At 52.0% G+C, this 15,606-nt stretch carries 15 protein-coding genes; 1 reads left to right on the top strand and 14 read right to left on the bottom strand.

The features are described 5' to 3' along the window. Nucleotides 1–49: 49 nt before the first annotated feature. The 3 genes from HGBM_RS19595 to HGBM_RS19585 form a co-directional block, all read right to left on the bottom strand. Nucleotides 50–385 carry a YlbG family protein gene (locus tag HGBM_RS19595; protein ID WP_019122781.1) on the bottom strand — a complete coding sequence of 112 codons (336 nt, stop codon included), beginning with the start codon at nucleotides 383–385 and terminating at the stop codon, nucleotides 50–52. A 172-nt stretch (nucleotides 386–557) separates the two neighbouring features. After that, the gene (locus HGBM_RS19590) at nucleotides 558–1,013 is read right to left on the bottom strand and encodes a YlbF/YmcA family competence regulator (protein WP_019122780.1); all 456 of its coding nucleotides are present in this window, start codon (nucleotides 1,011–1,013) and stop codon (nucleotides 558–560) included. Nucleotides 1,014–1,108: 95 nt separating this feature from the next. Then, nucleotides 1,109–3,052: a tudor domain-containing protein gene (locus HGBM_RS19585; RefSeq protein ID WP_019122779.1), complete on the bottom strand. Its 1,944-nt coding sequence runs from the start codon at nucleotides 3,050–3,052 to the stop codon at nucleotides 1,109–1,111. 103 nt (nucleotides 3,053–3,155) lie between these two features. Between HGBM_RS19585 and HGBM_RS19580 the strand changes: the two genes are divergently transcribed. After that, entirely contained in the window at nucleotides 3,156–3,584 is a 429-nt protein-coding gene (locus HGBM_RS19580) for a protease complex subunit PrcB family protein (RefSeq protein WP_019122778.1), read from the top strand. A 47-nt stretch (nucleotides 3,585–3,631) separates the two neighbouring features. Here the strand turns inward: HGBM_RS19580 and HGBM_RS19575 are convergent, their stop codons facing one another. From HGBM_RS19575 to HGBM_RS19525, 11 genes are all read right to left on the bottom strand, one after another. Then, nucleotides 3,632–4,027, bottom strand: a complete 396-nt coding sequence (locus HGBM_RS19575) for a hypothetical protein (protein WP_019122777.1) — start codon at nucleotides 4,025–4,027, stop codon at nucleotides 3,632–3,634. Nucleotides 4,028–4,148: 121 nt separating this feature from the next. Next, nucleotides 4,149–5,264 carry a GntR family transcriptional regulator gene (locus HGBM_RS19570; RefSeq protein WP_019122776.1) on the bottom strand — a complete coding sequence of 372 codons (1,116 nt, stop codon included), beginning with the start codon at nucleotides 5,262–5,264 and terminating at the stop codon, nucleotides 4,149–4,151. Between the two features lie 37 nt (nucleotides 5,265–5,301). Next, the gene (araA, locus tag HGBM_RS19565) at nucleotides 5,302–6,789 is read right to left on the bottom strand and encodes an L-arabinose isomerase (RefSeq protein WP_019122775.1); all 1,488 of its coding nucleotides are present in this window, start codon (nucleotides 6,787–6,789) and stop codon (nucleotides 5,302–5,304) included. A gap of 34 nt (nucleotides 6,790–6,823) precedes the next feature. Next, nucleotides 6,824–8,494, bottom strand: a complete 1,671-nt coding sequence (locus HGBM_RS19560; RefSeq protein ID WP_019122774.1) for a ribulokinase — start codon at nucleotides 8,492–8,494, stop codon at nucleotides 6,824–6,826. Beyond that, nucleotides 8,491–9,198 (bottom strand): L-ribulose-5-phosphate 4-epimerase, encoded by a 708-nt coding sequence (araD, locus tag HGBM_RS19555; protein ID WP_019122773.1) that lies wholly within the window; start codon nucleotides 9,196–9,198, stop codon nucleotides 8,491–8,493. The genes HGBM_RS19560 and araD overlap by 4 nt, the downstream gene beginning before the upstream one ends. A gap of 263 nt (nucleotides 9,199–9,461) precedes the next feature. Further along, a complete protein-coding gene (locus tag HGBM_RS19550) occupies nucleotides 9,462–10,001 on the bottom strand; it encodes a D-lyxose/D-mannose family sugar isomerase (protein WP_019122772.1) in 540 nt (179 codons plus the stop codon). Further along, nucleotides 9,982–10,878 carry a class II fructose-bisphosphate aldolase gene (locus HGBM_RS28065; protein ID WP_019122771.1) on the bottom strand — a complete coding sequence of 299 codons (897 nt, stop codon included), beginning with the start codon at nucleotides 10,876–10,878 and terminating at the stop codon, nucleotides 9,982–9,984. The genes HGBM_RS19550 and HGBM_RS28065 overlap by 20 nt, the downstream gene beginning before the upstream one ends. A gap of 13 nt (nucleotides 10,879–10,891) precedes the next feature. Continuing rightward, nucleotides 10,892–11,908, bottom strand: a complete 1,017-nt coding sequence (locus HGBM_RS19540) for a carbohydrate kinase family protein (protein WP_026074540.1) — start codon at nucleotides 11,906–11,908, stop codon at nucleotides 10,892–10,894. Between the two features lie 52 nt (nucleotides 11,909–11,960). After that, a complete protein-coding gene (locus HGBM_RS19535; RefSeq protein WP_019122769.1) occupies nucleotides 11,961–12,959 on the bottom strand; it encodes an ABC transporter permease in 999 nt (332 codons plus the stop codon). 1 nt (nucleotide 12,960) lies between these two features. Then, entirely contained in the window at nucleotides 12,961–14,451 is a 1,491-nt protein-coding gene (locus HGBM_RS19530) for a sugar ABC transporter ATP-binding protein (protein WP_019122768.1), read from the bottom strand. Nucleotides 14,452–14,560: 109 nt separating this feature from the next. After that, nucleotides 14,561–15,565, bottom strand: a complete 1,005-nt coding sequence (locus tag HGBM_RS19525) for a sugar ABC transporter substrate-binding protein (protein ID WP_019122767.1) — start codon at nucleotides 15,563–15,565, stop codon at nucleotides 14,561–14,563. Nucleotides 15,566–15,606: the final 41 nt, after the last annotated feature.

The following is a 15,606-nucleotide window of genomic DNA, read 5'->3' as shown; positions in this document are numbered from 1 at the left end:
CAAAAAGCTGCCCAGACAGGCAGCCAGTAATCGTCGGAAGACAGCAGATTTACTTGCTCAGACTCCCGTTTGTCTCCGTCAGAAGCGTTTCGGTTAAAGCCATCAACTGTGTCTTCTCCAGCTCATAATCGAACTCTTTTGCCCTGTCCGGTTTTGCATTGTTGTAAACCGTCGGGATTTCATGCCGGTGCGAACGCTCCACCCTGGTGACAAAATGCAAGCGTTCCATCGTTCTGATCGTCTCATCCAGCGAGTTGGCATCGACGTACATCGCTACGTAGTTTAAGCGCTTGGAGATATAGTGAATGGTGCCAAATTTCCGCAAATTTTTAGCCGCACGCGGGTGCTTCACCCAGACGGCCAATCCCAGTCGTCTTTCCCTCATTGTACTATTGAACCCCTTCCTCAACTGGTAAGATGCATGGCGCGTCACTCGAATATGGCAGGAGCGCGACCGGCGGAAATGGGGCCGGCCAGCGCTGTGATCTGCTTCCAACAGCATCATGACGGATGGTCTGGCAGCTGTCGCGACGAGGACGAGGCAGGCAGCAATGCCGTTACGCCCGCTGCGTGCTGCACCCGCAGCTTCCGCCGCTGCCGCAACCGCTTGCCTTTGCCTCCAGAATGGGATTATTGCTCGGTACTTTGATCTCTGGCGAGACGGCGTCGGCAATCAACCGGCCAACACTGTACAGCAACTCGTCCAGCTTGTTTTCCGCCCGTTTAAAATTTTGGACGGAGTCAAGCATTTCCAGCGAACGCTTCAACTGCCGCACCTCTGCGGACACTTTATTAAAATCGGGGTGGTACTTCCCGAATCGCTGCACTTCTTCAAACTGCATCTTCTTCTGTTCGAACAGATGCAGCAAGCGCTGTGCTTCCTCGTCTTGCTCCATGGCTTGCTTGGCCTGGAGATATGCGGAGACTTCACATGATCTGTTGATCATGTCGGCCAGCTCGTAACTTTGGCTGAGCATCTCCGCCATATCAAGCGGCTCAATCGTCTGGATCATGTGCGACCCCCCTTGTGATATCATGCACATCCTATTTTAACACGAAACCATCGATTTGTAACAGTTTCCCGCGCAAAAAGGAAGTGTTTTCCTGCTCAAATCTGAACGTAGTCCGGAAGCAGCATGCGCACCCGCTGTATGTCATCGAGCCGGAGCCTGCTTTTGCCCGCTCTGGTATCCAGGGTGACATGCCAAAAGCCCAACTGGATCTCCACCTTGACCGGAACACCCTCCTGTTCAGTGCCTTCCGCCAATTGAACGCGAACCGTCAACTGCAGTTCCTCCGCCCGTTTCAACAAATCCCGCAGTGTCTGCGGATGGTAGGATTGGTAATGCTGTGTCCAGATTCGCGGCAGGCGGGACAGCTGCGGCACTCCGTCAGACGGGTCGGGAAAGACGTTTTCCACCTTGTATCCATCCCATGGCAGCGCGATTGGCAAAAGCCCGTTCTGGGTGTCATCGGCGGAAGGCTGGTCTGATGTCGGACGGCTTTCACCTGCTTCCAACGGCTGAAAACCGCGGATAAGGCCCGCCTGCGGCTCATACCCGCACTGGCGCAGCACATCCAACAGCCTCTCTTCCTGCCGTTCATCGATCAGGAAATCAGTCTCGGAGATGATCTCGCCGAGAAATGACTGCATGCTTTGCAGCTCTCGCAGTTCCCGCAGGATTCCCGCATGGGCTGTCCGCACCCGGATGCAGCGTTCCATTTGAATTTGTCTCGCATCCCTCGCCCAATTTTTCACCAGCTGCAAAATCGCATCAGGCAAAGGGTAGGGACAGGCCGACTGCAGAAAGGAGAGAACCTGCACCTCCGACCCTCCGCTTCCCATATAGTATTGAACCTTTGCCGGCTGCAATGTACACTGCACCATCTCGCCTTCAAAGGAAAAGTCGCCCAATCGGCCCAGCTCCCACAAATCGCGCAGCGGAACAGTCGGCGCAGCGACGATCACTCCGGTCGGCTCTACATACCACCCGGCTAATTCGCTTCCTTCCCTGAGCAGCGGATTCCATCGCCAATACAGCTCCCGGTTCTGATCCAGGCCTAACTGGACAAAGCCAAAGCCCAGCAAAGGGTGCAGCCAGGCGGCTTTAAGCAGAGCATCCGCGTCATCCGGCAGGCGGAACCCCTGGCCCCGCAGGCGCTGCAGCAGCTGCGAAACCGATTGCCAGCCGTTTTCCCGGCAGCGCTTCATTTCAAACGAACAAGCTTCCAGCCAAGGCTGATGCGGCAGGTAATAGCGTTCCGCCAGCCGGTAAATGGCCATGAGCCGCTCCGCTGCAGACAGCCCCAGCCACTCGTCCACCTTGGCCTGGTTCAACCTGATCTGCTTTTCGTCTGCTGTCAGCAGCTGCAAGCGGAAGGCCATGTCGAGCAGGACGGCAATCGCGGCAGGATACGGCTGCTTGCGTCCATCGCCGCCGATTTGGTCGATCAGTCCGCCCACGTGGTCATCGCTGAGTGAAACATGACTTGACAGTTTTTGGATAAAGCGTTGGTGGATCGTCTTCCGCTTGGTCAGCGTGGGCTGCTGGTCGCGTACCAGCTGCAGGCAGGCAAACAAATCCAGATGTATTCCCCGCCCCCCTGTAGTATAATAGGAGAGCGTTTGAATGTGATTGCTGCAGTTTAGTTCCTCCATTTTTTCTTGCTGATCGAGCAAGGGGAGACAGGTGCGGCGAATCTCTTCGGGAACAAAGTAGCCCACCTCGCTCCACAGCTTTCGAACCGTTAGAACGATCCCCAGCCTGCGCAGCCGAGTCAAGCCGACAGACAACCTGGCGTGTCTTGCATGTGACAGGCTTTCCCATTGTCGTCTGGTCAAGAAGCCTTTGGCCGCTTCGAGGAGAAACAGTCTCATGACATCGCGTTCCACATCGTGCAAAGCATGCCATACGCGCGTCAAGTAGCGCTCGTCTGCCAGGCGTTCTGCCAGCGTTGCCTCGCAGTTCTCCTGCAAGCGTCGATTTTGTTCCTCGACAATCGCCCGCTGCGTCGAATCAGATAGCATGGACAAGCATGTCGAAAGGTTCATTGGAACACCTCGCATTACGCATCATGTCATGATCTTACATGTCCCGTCCGCTTTTGCCAAGAGCAGGCTTCCAAACGACCTTGATCACGAGGAGGTAACTGGAATGAATATATATCTTTCAATGATACTCGCCGCCGCATTGGCGGTATTCGGAGGGGCATCCGCCATGTCTGAAACCAATCAGCCCCAGCACTCGCAAGGGCAAACCGCAGGAAGCTACCAGCTCGTACAGCCTCCCTACTCCGAAGCTTTGCAGCCTGTCTACAAACAGGTGCGAGAGGCCGGCGGCTACCAGGTGGTTCACGCTGATGAACAAACCTACGTCGTCATCGGATTGGGACAACGCCCAACCGGCGGGTACAGCCTGCAAGTGGACAAGGTAGAGCAGTCCGCTGACGGAACGTGGCAGGTCTACGTCCACGAGTCAAAACCTGCCCCCGGCAGCATGACCACGCAGGTCCTGACCTACCCGACGGTCGTCGTCTCGCTGCAAAAAGCGGACGCCCAGGCGAAAGTCGTCTTTACGTCATAATCCAACCGTGAAAAGCAGAGGAGCTTGTCCTCTGCTTTTTTCGTCGTTTACGGGTTTACGCTGATCTGAAACGTCTGTCTTACTCCATATGATTCATGGTTGTTGTGTGCCAGTTCGATCACGACTTGATGTTTTCCCGGCGGGATCTCGTCAAGCACGTATTCCTTGTCAAAAATTTTCGCTGTTTTTTTGCCGTCCAGATAGAGTACGGCGTGCCCTTCTCCCGCTTTGTTTTCCTTGCCCATGTTGTCGAGGGAGAAGGTAAAGCGCGACACCTCCAGCTTCAGATGCAGGCTGTTTCCCTTCAGCGAGTGCTTGACGGCGAGCGTCGGCCCCTGCTCTTCCTGAATCAGACCGGCGGCGTCCACCGGTACGGCAGAGATGGCTGTCCCGGCGAGGATCAACCCGAGCACCGCTTGTCGTATCAGCTTTTTTCCATACATTTCTAAAGGGCACCCCTTTCCATGTGCATTGTTACACATAGGGTGCCCATTTGGCGGAAAAATATAGGAGACATAACCACAATCTTTTTTAAGCTGACAGGTGATCCACCTCACGCCCTGCTTATTCCCCTGCAACGCCCTTCGTCGAATTCCTCAGCACCACTTTCGGCTCAAACACGACGGATTCGACAGGAGTTCCCTGCTTGCAGCCCTTGCCCCTGCCGATCATCTCCAGCACCGTTTTTGCGGCGATTTTTCCCAATTCACTCTTCGGATGTTCGATGGTCGTCAGTTTCACTTCGGAAACCTCTGCCAAAAATGAATTATCAAAACCGACGACGGATATATCTTCGGGGACATTCATTCCTTTTTGCCTGAGCACATCCAGCAGTTTCATCACCAATTCGTCGTTATAGCAAACGAGGCCTGTCAGCTTTTCATGCGAGGACTCCAGCATCATTTTTAACACTTCCGCGGGTCTCGAGGATTTTTTGTCGGTGTGATAGGTGACAATGTTCTTGGGATTGATGGGGATGCCGTAGACCCGATGGGCTTTGATGAACCCCTTCATCCGTTTGACGCCCTGCATGTCATCCGTCTTAAAGAAACCGGCGATATGGCGATGGCCCAATTTGATGAGATGCTCTGTTTGCAAAAATCCGCCTTTTTCATCGTCAACCACTACACTTACAGGGTCCAGCTCATCATAATAAGCATTGATCATCACGTAGGGGATTCCCAATGCTTCCAAATTCAAATAGTTGCTGATATTCGGATTGGCCGATGCGCTTTTTGTCGCTTCGATAATCGCACCGTTAAAGGGCTGCGAAAGTATCGTTTCCAAGATGCGTTTTTCATGCTCATGATCGTTATTCGTACTGAACAGGCTGACCTGGTAGCCTTCCTTGCTGATTTCCGCTTCCGCGCCCCGAATGATCGAGGGAAAAATATAATCCGAGATATATGTCGTAATGATGGCGATCTTCTTCTGCTGATAGGCGGGAGTATCCGGAAGAATAGCTGAACGGTCCGCGACAAATGTGCCCGCTCCCTGCTCCGTATACAGCCAGCCCTCGCTCACCAGTTCACCGATGGCAATTCGAACGGTATGGCGGCTGACGTCGAACTGTTTCATCAAATCGCTTTCGGAACTGATTTTTTGGTTTGGCGCGAACGTTCCGTCCAATATTTTCGACCGAATCCATCCTTTAACCATACTGTACTTCGTTTCAGCCACAAAACCACACCTCGTAAAAAGAATATATGTTTCGCTTTTATGATCTCCAAATTACATCGTTCATTTTTAGTTCATGTCTGAGTCGATGAAGATTCGTATGTTGGTCGATGATTACACATTCAATGTTCATCATATCAGCAAAATCATACAATTGGTCTTTCGTTACGGACAGGGAAAAAACCGTGTGATGGGCCCCGCCTGCGTAGATCCACGCTTCCGCTGCCATAGTCATGGAAGGAAGCGGCTTCCAAAGCACCTTGGCGACCGGCAGGTTGGGGGTGGCAGCAGTTGGCTGAACCGCTTGTACCTCGTTGATCACAAGCCGAAAACGTCCCCCCAGCTCTACAAGCGACGCGACGATTCCATCTCCGGCCTTGCCGTCGAATACAAGCCTGGCCGGATCTTCCTTTCCGCCAATGCCGAGAGGTCGCACGATCAGTTTGGGCTTCGTGGCTGAAACAGTTGGACATATCTCGAGCATGTGTGAACCGAGGACCATTTCATTGCCCGGTTCGAAATGATACGTGTAATCCTCCATAAAGGAAGTATTTTGATTAGCAGAAATAATCTTTACCAGACGAGTCAAGGCAGCGGTTCTCCAGTCTCCTTCACCCGCAAAGCCGTACCCTTCGGCCATCAGACGCTGGGCAGCCAGTCCCGGCAGCTGCTTCATTCCGTGCAAGTCTTCAAAATTCGTCGTAAATGCCGTGTAGTTTCCCTCTTGCAAAAAGGCCTTCAGCGCCAGTTCCATACGCGCTTGTTCCTTGATGGATTCCTGCAGCGGGCCGGAAGCCAAACATTCCGGCTCCATATCGTACAGCTCTTGGTATTCCGCAAAGAGTTGTGCCACCTGTTCCTCTGCGATGTCCTTCATCTTCTCTGTCAAATCGCCGATACCGTAGTAGTCCACCGTCCAGCCAAAGGTGATGTTCGCTTCAACCTTGTCCCCTTCGGTAACGGCGACATTTCTCATATTGTCGCCAAACCGGGCTACGCGGATTTTCCGGCTTTCGACCACGGCAACGGCCGTTTTCATCCATTCTCCGATTCTCTGCTGGACGTGATCATGGCGCCAGTAGCCTGCAATCACTTTTCGCGGGATGTTTAGCCGCGTGACGGTATAGCCGTACTCGCGGTCACCGTGAGCAGATTGGTTAAGGTTCATAAAATCCATATCAATCGTTTCCCAAGGGATGTCGCGATCGTACTGGGTATGGAGGTGAAGCAGCGGTTTTTGCAAGGACAGCAACCCGGAAATCCACATTTTTCCAGGAGAAAAGGTATGCATCCAGGTGATCAAACCTGCACACGCTTCGTCGGAATTCGCCTCCAGCATGAGTACGCGAATGTCGCTTGCTGTCGTTGCGACGCCTTTGCAGACGATTTCATGCGGAAGCTGCCCCATGCGGTTTAAGGCATCGACAATCGTTCTTGCGTTTGCTTTCACTTCCGACAAGGCGTCTTCTCCGTACAAATGCTGACTGCCTGTCACAAACCAAAATTGATACGGCCCTGCCTGCAGCATGAAATCCCCCCTGTTTGATTCGCAATTTTCCTAATTATACGCCCGCAAAGGTCCGAAGCGATTTCAGCCTTTTCATCACATCGTTGTCCCCGCGGCCAAAATAATCATGCAGCCGTTTGTACTCTTCGTATAGTTTATCATAAACAGCGACATTTTCAGGAATGGGCAGGATCACTTCAGCTTTTACCCTGGCCATAAAGCCTGCGGCTTCCATGATTGTATCGTAACCCCCGGCTTCTTTGCCAGCCGCTACGGCAGCAAACATGGCTGCTCCGAGCGCGGGCGTGTGCTTGGACTCAGCCACCTTGATGGGAAGATTGGTAATATCCGCATATATTTGCAATAACAGTCGGTTTTTTCGTGGGAGTCCGCCGCAGGCATACAACTCATGTACTTCGATTCCGTTCTGCTGAAAAGCCTCCACGATCGTTCTCGTCCCGAACGCGGTGGCCTCGAGCAGGGCGCGGTAAATTTCTTCCGGCTTGGTTTGCAAGGTCATTCCCAGCAGCAGCCCGCCGAGCTCCGTGTCGACCAGGACGGAACGGTTTCCATTCCACCAATCAAGGGCGAGCAGGCCGCTTTCGCCCGGTCTGTATGCGGCAGCTTTCTGTTCCAGGTACTGATGGATCTCCAGTCCCTGATCTTGCACAGCCTGCTGCACATAGGCGGGCATCGCTTCTTCCACATACCACTCAAAAATATCTCCTACTGCCGACTGTCCGGCTTCATAACCGTAATATCCCGGAATAATTCCATCCTCTACCACGCCGCACATCCCTTCTACTTCCTTTTCGACCGTGCCCAGCAGCATGTGACAGATGGAGGTCCCCATCACCATGACCATTTTCCCCGGTTGAACTACCCCCACCGCCGGGACGGCTGCATGGGCGTCTACATTGCCTGCGGCGACTGCAATTCCTTCCGGCAATCCCGTCAGCTGCGCCATTTCCTTCGTCAGCCCGCCCGCCTTGGTTCCAAGCGGGACGACTTCCCCGCGAAGCTTGGTTGCCGTCAGGTTTTCGAGCCGCGGGTCCAGAGCGCGAAAGAACTCCTTGCCGGGGTATCCGTCTTGTTTGTGCCAGATTGCCTTATAACCCGCCGTACAGCTGTTGCGGAGCAGCTTTCCCGTCAGCTGTGAGACGACCCAATCCGCCGCTTCCACAAACTGATCGGTGAGATCATAGATGTCAGGAGCCTCATCCAGTACCTGCCACACTTTTGCGATCATCCATTCAGACGAGATTTTCCCGCCATACCGCGACAAAAAGGCCTCCCCTCTTCGTTTGGCCATTTCATTTATTTTGTTCGCTTTGTGCTGTGCCGCATGATGCTTCCAAAGCTTCACATAACTGTGGGGATGATCCTTGAACTCCTCGCGAAAGCAGAGGGGCTGCAAGCGTTTATCGACCGGCAGTATCGTACACGCCGTAAAGTCAATGCCAATCCCGATGACCAGGTTCGGATCGATTCCCGATTGGCGCAGCACGGCCGGCACTGAATGCTTGATCACCTCGAGGTAATCAGCGGGATGTTGAAGAGCCCACTCATGTCCCAATTCTGTGGCAGAGTGGGGCAAAACCGTATCGATTACGCCGTGCCGATAGGGTGTGACGTGATCAGAGATTTCTTTCCCGTCGGCAAGCGATACCAAAACCGCACGCCCCGATTGGGTCCCGAAGTCGATTCCAATGGCATATCTCGTCATCGCTTATCCCCCTGTTCTCTCTGGCCGTAATAAGCGTGAGCGCCGTGTTTTCGATAAAAATGCTTAGCAAGCAAACGGGAGTTCATCTCCTCCAGCTTTGGATTCAATTGGAAAGAATGATACGCTATCTTTGCGCACTCCTCCAGTACGACGGCATTGTGCACCGCGTCCAGAGGATCCTTGCCCCAATTAAACGGGGCATGGTTATGTACCAGTACACCCGGCATTTCATTCGGATCCAGATTCCTGAATGTTTCCACGATGAGATTTCCCGTTTCACGCTCGTATTCCCCGGCAATTTCCTCATTGCTGATCGGACGCGTGCAGGGAATCGTTCCATGAAAATAGTCGGCATGGGTAGTCCCTAACGCGGGAATGGCTTTGCCTGCCTGGGCCCAGGCCGTCGCCCACGGAGAATGGGTATGTACGATTCCCCCGATATCCGGAAAGTTCTTGTACAGAACGATATGGGTTGCCGTATCAGAGGAGGGTCTCAGACGACCTTCCACGATGTTTCCGTCCAAATCGAGCACGACGAGGTCTTCACGCTTCAATTCATCGTAGGATACCCCGCTCGGCTTGATCACAAGCAGTCCGCCCCCCCTGTTGATACCGCTTACATTTCCCCAAGAAAAAGTGACCAACCCGTACTTCGGAAGCAGCCGGTTCGCCTCCCACACCTGCTCTTTCAAATCCTCCAGCACCGATCATCAACACCTTTCAAAACGGCTTGATTTTTCCTGTTTATTTGTACGTATGAATTTTCTGTATTTTATTATAATTTGTACGTACATTCAAGATTTGACGAACGTGACCCTGCGAGCAAAAAAATAGGCATCCGTGGCCGGGAAGAAAAGACGCACCCAGCTTGAAGCGGCACTCTTCTCCTACCAGCCAGTTCAGCCTTCTCCCGAAAAACAGGGACAAACAAGCAGCATATTAGCTACTTTTATCTTGTACGTACAATTTAATCTATCTCAGGTATTCGCCTGATTCTCGGGTCTGTAAATACATCGCTCTCGTCTGTGCTTCTCGTGGAAAATTCCGAGACGACTGCGCCTTCGCTGCCCGCTTGAAACCAGTGGAGCGTATTCGGGTAAATCGTGTACTGCTCTCCCGGCCGCAGGATGATTTCTTTGAAAACGGTATAAAATGGCTCATCCCCTTGCGGCGGATTGGCAGAACGATTTTTCGTTTTTTCTCCTTCCACATACAGATACACGGTCCCGTACCGACAGCGAAAGGTCTCCTCTTTCCCCTCGTCAAAATCCCTCTTTGGATGCTTGTGTTCAGGGCAGGTTTGATGGGGGAGCAATGCCAGTTCTTTGGCACAGACCAGCTGGGTATTGACATACGTAACCAATTGCAATCCGGTGTCTTCTATTTTACCAAGTCCAAAATCGGCAACCTCTACTGCCTGTTTCTCTGCTTCCGTCAGGACGATATTTGCCCGCTCAAACAAGGCTAATGCCCGTGCCTTTACGTGTTCATATTCTTCCCTCTTCACTGTTCGCGCCTCCTTGCAGTGTAAAAATTTCCACTGCCTTTTTCACATCGTTTTTGATCGCCTCTTTGGCCACTACGGTAAAGTCGTGGTAGAACAGATTGGCTGTCTGGTCGATGTACGCTTTGATCGCGTGGGCGCCCGCCTTTGCCGCATAGCTGTAGTAATTGATCTTTCTCACACCGCAGCGAATCGCCTTGACGTAGTCTTCTCTGCTCAATCCGGAACCGCCGTGCATGACAACCGGCCTTTGAATGTTCCCGTAAATGGATCGAAGCCGTTCAAAATCAAGATTGGGTTCCGTTATGTAAATGCCGTGCACCGTGCCGAATGATGCCGCCAACGCATCGATCCCCGTCCGTTCGACAAAGTCTTTCGCCAATACCGGGTCCGTGTAATAATCCTCGGGTTCATTCAGGGGAATCGCATTCCCTCCCTTCGTTTCCTCCCCGCCAATCCCGGAAGAAGTCAATACTCCCAGCTCCGCTTCCACTGAAACGCCGTGTTGATGCGCGTACTGTACAACTTCTTTTACTGTTCTGACATTCTCCTCGTAACTCATTTGCGAAGCATCGATCATCACAGAGCTGAAGCCGATTTCGATCGCTTGTTTGACGATCTCCAGATGGGATCCGTGATCGAGGTGGACCGCTACGGGAACGCTGGCTTTTTTGGCAAAATCAACGAGTATGGGGCCCATTACCTCCAGCGGGACGATTTCATTATGGACCTCTGCATGCGACAGGATCACGGGCGCTTGCAATTCCTCCGCCGCTTCCATAGCCGCCCGCGCGGATTCCAGGGTAGGTGAATTGAAAGCTCCGACCGCATAATTTCCCGCATCAGCCTTGGTCAACAGTTCACGCAACGTAACTAACATCTCATCCTCTCCTTTAGATGCTTATTTGCTCTTTTTTCGGATATGCCTCATACATCAGGATTAATTCTTCATAGCTTTTAATGCCTGACGTGCTATCCTCTTCCAGCAGCGACGAAGCAGCGGCAGCAGTACCCAGCTTCATCGCGCCGGGAAGGTCGAAGCCCTGCAGGGCGCCGTATAAAACCCCGGAAGCGTACGCATCGCCCGCCCCAACCGAGCCCTTGATGCATTGCTTCTCAATTTGCAAGGAAGGGATGCTGTAAAACTGCCGGCCGTCAAATCCAAAACCGCCTTCAGGAGCATGGATGACCACCCAGTCCCTGACTCCCAATTCCTTCAATCGATAGAGCACCTGTTTGATATCCCGGGTGAGCAAAGCGCCCGCGGAGTTCCTCAAGCTGATGCCCACGCTTTTGCCAGCTTCCAGTTCGTTGACAATACAGTAGTTGGCATACTTCAAGCTTGGCGGCACGACAAGGGCATACCGGTCGCTGTTTTCGCTCACGATATCAATCGATGTCTTGATCCCTGCATCCTGTGCCCGTTTTAACACTTTTGCCATCTTCGTCCCGTACTCGCTGTCTGTTTGATCCAAAGAATCCAATAACAGCAAATAAGCGATGTGTAGGATCTTCGCCTGCAGGTTTGCAACATCGATCGTATCCTCGTCAAATAGAACCGAATTTCCCTTGTATGTAAAAAAGGTGCGGCTGTGGTCAGAACTGTCATCAATCACGTCGGTAAACGGAGTATCCCCCGTCACTTTGACTTGCTTCAGGTCAATATTTCGGTACTGGCCTAATCTCTCTCGCAAAAAACGGCCCTTTTCATCGTCGCCAATCAGGGTGACAACTTCAATCGGCAGGTTGGGGTCGATTTTGGCCAGAGCGATAGAACAATTCGAAACGGCCCCGCCGATCGACCTTTTTATGCTTTGGATGACGGTAAGCTCGGATTTTCCGGGGTATCGATCGATTCTTTTAATTTCATCGACGGCAATCGTCCCCGCCACTGCAATTCCCTCTCTCACTTGGATCACCTACCTCGTTTACGATCATAGCGCAACAGGAAGCCCTTGGGGCTCAACCTCTTTTTCTTTTGATCACATCTGCGTATACCGCCACCATGATGACGATCCCTTTTACGATGTACTGCCAAAATGAGCTTACTCCCATCAAATTTAATCCGTTGCTGAGCACCCCGATAATAAGAGCGCCGATTACCGTCCCGCCGATCCTGCCGTATCCGCCTGTCATGCTCGTTCCGCCCAGTACAACCGCTGCGATCGCATCAAGCTCGGCGCCATTGCCCGCGGTCGGCTGCCCGGAGAACATGCGCGAGGCAAGGACGATCCCCGCTACTGCAGCCATCAATCCGCTAAAGGTGTAGGCGAACAGCTTGATTCTTTTGATGTTGATTCCGGAAAATTTGGCTGCTTCGGCATTCCCGCCGACTGCGTACATGTAGCGGCCCAGCTTCGTCTTGTTCATAATGAGATAACATATGATCAGCAGGATCACCAAATACAGTACGGGTGTTGGCAGTACCCCGCCGATATAGCCGGAACCAATAAAATTAAAAGAATCCGACATCACGCGAATCGGCTTTCCATCGGTCAAGACATAAGCCGCTCCCCTCGCTATGTTCATCGTCGCCAGGGTGACAATAAACGGGGGGATCACGGTAGTGGCTACGACATAGCCATTTAACGCGCCAAACAGGACCCCCACGGCCAGCCCGGCGGCTACTGCCACGAGGACCGGCGCCCCAAACAAGGCGATCAGGCTGCTGGTCACGACGCCTACCACGGCCATGATGGAGCCTACCGAGAGATCAATCCCCCCGAGAATAATGATCATCGTCATCGCCAAGGCCAGGTATAAATTCGTGGAGGTTTGCCGCAGTACATTTAATAGATTATTCGCGGTCAAAAAACTGGAATTGACGATGGAAATGATGATGCACAACACTAAAAACCCGATCAGGATTCCCATGTTATCCCGAACAAATTCTTTTACGCCTCCACCTAATTGCAGCAGGGCGCTGTCCTTTCGTTTCTCCTGTAAAGAAAGTTGAGACATATCAATTACCTCCCGTAGCAAAGTGCATGATCGTTTCTTGACTGAAACGGTCTTTCGGCAGGATGGTTTGGATCCTTCCCTTGTACATAACCGCAACCCGATTGCTCATGTTGATCACTTCCGGCAGGTCAGAAGAAACCATGATAATCGAGACTCCCTCTTTCACCAGTCTGTTCATGATGGAATAGATTTCCGCCTTTGCGCCGACGTCAACGCCTCTCGTCGGCTCATCAAGAATCAAGACTTTCGGTTTCGTTGCCAGCCATCGTGAAATTAAAACCTTCTGCTGATTGCCGCCGCTTAAATTCTTTACTTCCTGATCGGGACTTGGCGTCTTGATCGATAATTCTTGTATGTACTGATTGGTTTCCGTATTTTCATATTTGGAACGAACCCGAAAGAACCTGATAAACTCATGCAAAATCTTGATGGTGATATTGTATTGAACGGATTGGATCAAAAATAATCCTTCCTCTTTGCGATTTTCCGTTACGTAAGCAATTCCGTGTTTGATCGCATCATTCGGATTTTTTATCTTGATTTTTTCCCCGTTGATGAGCACTTCGCCTTGATCAAATGAATCCAGTCCAAAGATGCACTTCATCAACTCTGATCTCCCCGCGCCGACCAACCCGGAAAAACCAAGGATCTCGCCCTTCATCAGTTCAAAGCTTGCCTTTTCCAAAACGCCTTTCCGCGACAGGTTGCGGACCTGCAGGACGCAATCGCCCGGAGGCAGAAACTCTCTGACATAGTAATTGGTCAGCTCCCGGCCTACCATCATGCCGATTAGTTCTTCCTGTGTCGTCTCTTTGGTCTGAACGGTTCCGATATACGTGCCGTCTCTCATGATCGTGATCCTGTCTGTGATCTCAAATAATTCATTCATTCGATGGGAGATGTAGATAATCCCGACACCCTGCGCTTTTAAGCTGCGAATCGTTTGGAACAGGAATTCGACCTCTTTGTCTGTCAAGGAAGAGGTCGGTTCATCCATGACGATGATCTTTGCCCGAAAAGAAACAGCTTTGATGATTTCCACCATTTGCTGCTGGGCGACGTTTAATTGATGGATCAGCATGTTTGCGGACAGGCCAAGATCGAACTCATCCAGAAATTTTTGCGCTTGCCCAACCATCGTTTTTTTATCGATAAAACCTGTTTTAGTGAGTGGCTCCCGGCCGAGGTAAATGTTCTCTGCAATCGACAGGTAAGGGACTAATGAGATTTCTTGATGAATCAAGCTGATTCCGTATTTCTGCGCATCCTTTACGCCATGGATCTGACTCTCCTGGCCCTCGATGAAGATCTTTCCTTCATCGATGCTGTAGATGCCGCCCAATATCTTCATCAGCGTTGACTTGCCCGCGCCGTTTTCGCCAAGAAGCGCGTGAACTTCTCCGCTTTTCAGTTCGAAGTTGGCGCCCTTCAAAGCATACACCCCGGGAAACCGCTTGCTCACACCGGACATTTCCAACAGTTTGTCGCTCATCTATTCCACCTCGATACGTGATCATGGGTGACCCGTCCATGTCTGCTGACCGTCTGTGAACAAACAAGGCAGCCGAGTCACCCACTATGTAATCCCGTCGTTCTACAGGTTATTGCCAGCCATCCGTACCGTATTGCTGAACATTGTCTTGATTGATCAGGAACGTTTCTACCGGCGTTCTTTTTTCAAACGGCTCGCCATTCAGGATCTTGTAGGCCACTTCAACCGACTTCACGCCAATTTGAATGGGTGACTGCGCGCCCGTACCCACCAATGGGCTGCCCTCGGCAATGGCGGCTTTCGCATCTGGAGAGCCGTCGACTCCGTAAATGACGATATCCGTTTTGTTGGCGGCCTTTAGCGCTGCCAGCGCACCCAGGGCAGTCGGATCATTCCCGCCCATAATCGCAATAATGTCGGGGTGTGCCTGCAGGATGTCTTCGGTCAGACCGAGGGCCGTTTCCAGATCCCCTTTGGCATCCTGCTGCGCAACCACTTCAAAATTTTTGCCTTCGATCGCTTCCATGAACCCGGCGATTCTGTCGTTGACCGAATTCATCGTCGGACTGTCCAGGACCGCGATCTTTCCGCCGTTGGGAAATCTTTTTACCAGGTCTTCCCCGGCAACCCTGCCGGCATTCTTATTGTCGGAACCGACGTAAGCGGTAACATAATCAAAGTCCTTTACTTCCGTGTCGTAGTTGATGATGGGAATGCCGGCTTCCTTCAGCTTGACCAGGGCAGGTCTGATCCCTTCCCAATCAACCGGATTCAAGAATATGGCATCGATTCCCTGCGCGATCATATCCTCAATCTGGTTGATTTGAAGCGCTACATCCATGGCCGGGTTGGTGGTGATCAGCTTGTCCCCTTTTGCCTCCACTTCCTTGCGTATCGCTTCCTCCAGCACTTGGAAGAAGGGATTGTTTTGCGTCATGGAGGTGTAGCCAAAAACCTTTTGACCGTCAGACTTGTTTCCCGCCGGACTGCTTTCGGCCGAACTGCTTTCCGCTGGACTGCTTTCGGCCGGACCGCTGGCTTGCTGTTGGCTGCTGCATCCGACTGCCGCGAATGTCAGCAGCGCAATCAAGAGGTAAGACATCAATCTTTTCATGTAATTGCCCCCTTTTGTGGAGAAAAAATGGTTTTATAAAA

This window comes from Brevibacillus massiliensis (assembly GCF_000311785.1).
GTDB lineage: Bacteria > Bacillota > Bacilli > Brevibacillales > Brevibacillaceae > Brevibacillus_C > Brevibacillus_C massiliensis.
The sequence above is the reverse complement of the archived record's forward strand: the minus strand, read 5'-3'. Positions and strand labels throughout refer to the sequence as shown.